Raw genomic sequence first — 2,901 nt, 5'->3', positions numbered from 1 at the left:
CATGCCGCTAACGCGGCGCCATCAGATGATGAAATAAAAGTTATTTCAGGATAGACTGTCGTTCATTATGACTAACGTTTTCCGTTAGAATAAACTGCGGAGAATATTAATTTACTTGGGTTCGTAGGCTTTGCTTGTTGTCCCCGTGTTTATTGCTATCGGGGGAAGCCGTGTTTCTTCTCACTCCACGCGATAACCAAAGCCACAAGCAGCAGAATCAATAGCACTCCTGGAAATGACTGTACACCCACAAGTTCTAGCAAAGTACCACCTACGATACCTCCACCAGCGATAGCCAGTTATTCCATACCGTGGTATTGATGGGCATTGCGCCAGCCGATCACGAACGGTGTTCAAAAAAATTAATATTATCGGTTGTAAAAAATGCTGCTTACACTCCTTATATATGAAGGCGATAAGGTCGCCAAGGCAATGACGCTAGGGAATAGCGTGCTGAGGTGATTCCCCCAGTATTGTTCTTCAAAAGAAAATTAATCAATAGGAGTGGAAAAAGTTATGGCATACACTTATTCTCAGGTAACAGCAAGCAACGGTGTGTTCCTTCAATCCATTAAAACATCACCTACCGAGGTTTACATGAAGGCCCTACCGGGCGGTTCGACAATTCCAGGTCAAAGTAGTGATGGAATCAACGGAAGTTTCTTTGATTTCCAAACAGGCGATCTATTAACCATTGCAGTAAATAATGATGTTCCGGTTGCCGGCACCAAGGATGAATATGGCAGTGGTTATACCAACGTTGGCTACGCTCGCGGTACATTAGTGTGGGATTCCCGTGAGCAACAATTCTCTGTACAAATTGTCAGTTCTGCAGCCAGCCTCAACGTCATTAGTCGCTATCAGTACTGGGCACAAGGCGGAATTAGTATGACGTTAGGTAATGATTCGACATGGGCTTCAATTGCAGATGCGCAGCATATGCCGAATCGTACTGGTACCGCTATGCGTGCGGGTCTTGTTTATAACAACACAAATAACATTTGGCTTGTAGTTACAAATACTTTGTGCACTGCAGCTCAGTTCCGAAGCGCTATCAAAGAAAAGGTCGGTTCTGGCACACTGGTAAACGGTATCTTTCTGGATGGGTCTGGCTCTGCTCAGCTAAAGGCTGGTACAAACGTTGCCAGGGGAGACAGACGACTAGTTTACTCTATGGTTGCTTTGCGGTAAATAAAAACGAGGTTGTCTCTAAAGAGACAACCTCGTTTTTTGCATTTTTTCTAAAAAAGTGTAAATTTAAAAGAGTGTTGTAAACTTTTTCTTCTTTTAATCGTCTATATAACAGAAAGGATGTGTTCTCACATGAATAAACTTACCCTAGGCATCGCTACTCTGTTACTCTCGACAACATTTCTTGCTGCATGTGGCAATCAAGAGCCAACCAATGCGAATAACCCAGCACCGACAACATCTAGTAATACGACTGAGTCTAACACTTCAGGAACAGACTCGACAACTGGGACGGATAACAATTCTACGCTATCCAGCAGCAATAACATCAAATGGGATGAAATTAAAGATCCACTTATTGATGAGGCCATGAAAGACAAGCTCAAAGCGTCAGTTGATGCAATCGTTAATAAGGATGTAGTCACGTTTCATAAGACACTTGGTCCCAATGTCGGTACCGTGCACGATTATCTCTTAGACAATCCAGTCAAATTCACAGATGTTGGTGAGGCGCATGAAGAAGATGGGCGTATATTAGTGCCTGTTAAGGGAGAAAATCAAAGCAGTGACGGGAATACCTCGGAAATGGGATATACATTTTATTTCGAAAAAGACAAAAGCGGTGAGTGGCAGATCGTATCTATTGACTAGAAGTTCTGCCTGACTAAGAAAAGACGCTAAAAGACGCTCTAATTAGAGCGTCTTTCTTTTTTCTCAATCGGTTTTTTGGAAGCTTCTGACGGGGATTTTTTTAACTCAACATGGAGGTTCTGAATAGCTAGTGTCAATTCCCTTACTGTTTTATCCAACTGCTTAAATTGTGATTCTATATTCTGCAAAACGTACTTCAGTAAGATAACGGATATTGCAACAGGGAATCCGACATTCGTGACCAAGTTGGTTATACTCTCTGGGTCCACTTTTTCTCTCATCTCCTTTTAACCTAAGGATTTTGGTTTCCTCTATAAGGAGAATTTCAACATTTTTTTACAACACAACCTGATAAAAGACCCTAAAAATGGTATAATAAATAGGAACAAATGTTTGTATTTTGGTTGTTAAAGTAGTCAAAATTACTCCTTATATATAGAGAGGCTAAACCATACAAGGAGGAGTTATTATGGCGCTGCTGGAGTATTACCGTACCGAGCTAAAACGAATGGCTTGGCGGATACATTATCATGTAAAGAAGGAGCAAAACGGCGAATTACTGTCTAACTTTGAGCCTATTTGGACTTATCCTGGTTTTAGCCAAGATACTGACAATAGAATTATAGTGGGGCAGCTCCTGAATTCGTTATCTTCAGAAATTGGTAAAGAAATCATCTACCAGTTATACATACTGGGCAAAAAAGAAAAGGACGTTGCATTTGAACTCCAAATGACCCAACAGGCGGTGAACCGATGGAAGAACAAGATGCTCAAAGAAATGAAGCAGAAGATAGAGAAATCGAACAGTTGATTGAACGAATTGTGGTATATCATGATGAACAAGCAATGCTTGCTTTCTTAGCTTTGTTTGAAGAGGATATGAATGTTTTATCAAAATACATGCGGATGTCAAAAGAAGATGCAATGCAAAGTTTAAAACTGGGGATGCTTGAGATGATTTTAAACAATCAGGTGATTAAAAAGAGAAAAAATAAAAGTAAATGAAGCCCGTACCCACGGCCTCGTCACTTTGCAGCCGGCGGCTGCTGCCGCCGCCCG

The 2,901-nt window shown here is 41.3% G+C and carries 4 protein-coding genes; all 4 read left to right on the top strand.

All coding sequences use genetic code 11. The features are described 5' to 3' along the window. Positions 1-516 precede the first annotated feature (516 nt). The 4 genes from L691_RS0101140 to L691_RS31695 all read left to right on the top strand — a co-directional run bounded on the left by L691_RS0101140 (position 517) and on the right by L691_RS31695 (position 2,847). A complete protein-coding gene (locus L691_RS0101140) occupies positions 517-1,191 on the top strand; it encodes a hypothetical protein (RefSeq protein WP_025688244.1) in 675 nt (224 codons plus the stop codon). A 132-nt stretch (positions 1,192-1,323) separates the two neighbouring features. Next, a complete protein-coding gene (locus L691_RS0101135; RefSeq protein ID WP_025688243.1) occupies positions 1,324-1,842 on the top strand; it encodes a hypothetical protein in 519 nt (172 codons plus the stop codon). Positions 1,843-2,311: 469 nt separating this feature from the next. Further along, positions 2,312-2,653 carry a hypothetical protein gene (locus L691_RS0101125; RefSeq protein WP_025688239.1) on the top strand — a complete coding sequence of 114 codons (342 nt, stop codon included), beginning with the start codon at positions 2,312-2,314 and terminating at the stop codon, positions 2,651-2,653. Further along, a complete protein-coding gene (locus L691_RS31695; protein WP_156934120.1) occupies positions 2,596-2,847 on the top strand; it encodes a hypothetical protein in 252 nt (83 codons plus the stop codon). Before L691_RS0101125 ends, L691_RS31695 begins: the two co-directional genes overlap by 58 nt. The last annotated feature ends 54 nt before the right edge of the window (positions 2,848-2,901 follow it).

The organism is Paenibacillus zanthoxyli JH29 (genome assembly GCF_000520715.1).
Taxonomy (GTDB): domain Bacteria; phylum Bacillota; class Bacilli; order Paenibacillales; family Paenibacillaceae; genus Paenibacillus_AQ; species Paenibacillus_AQ zanthoxyli.
The sequence above is the reverse complement of the archived record's forward strand: the minus strand, read 5'-3'. Positions and strand labels throughout refer to the sequence as shown.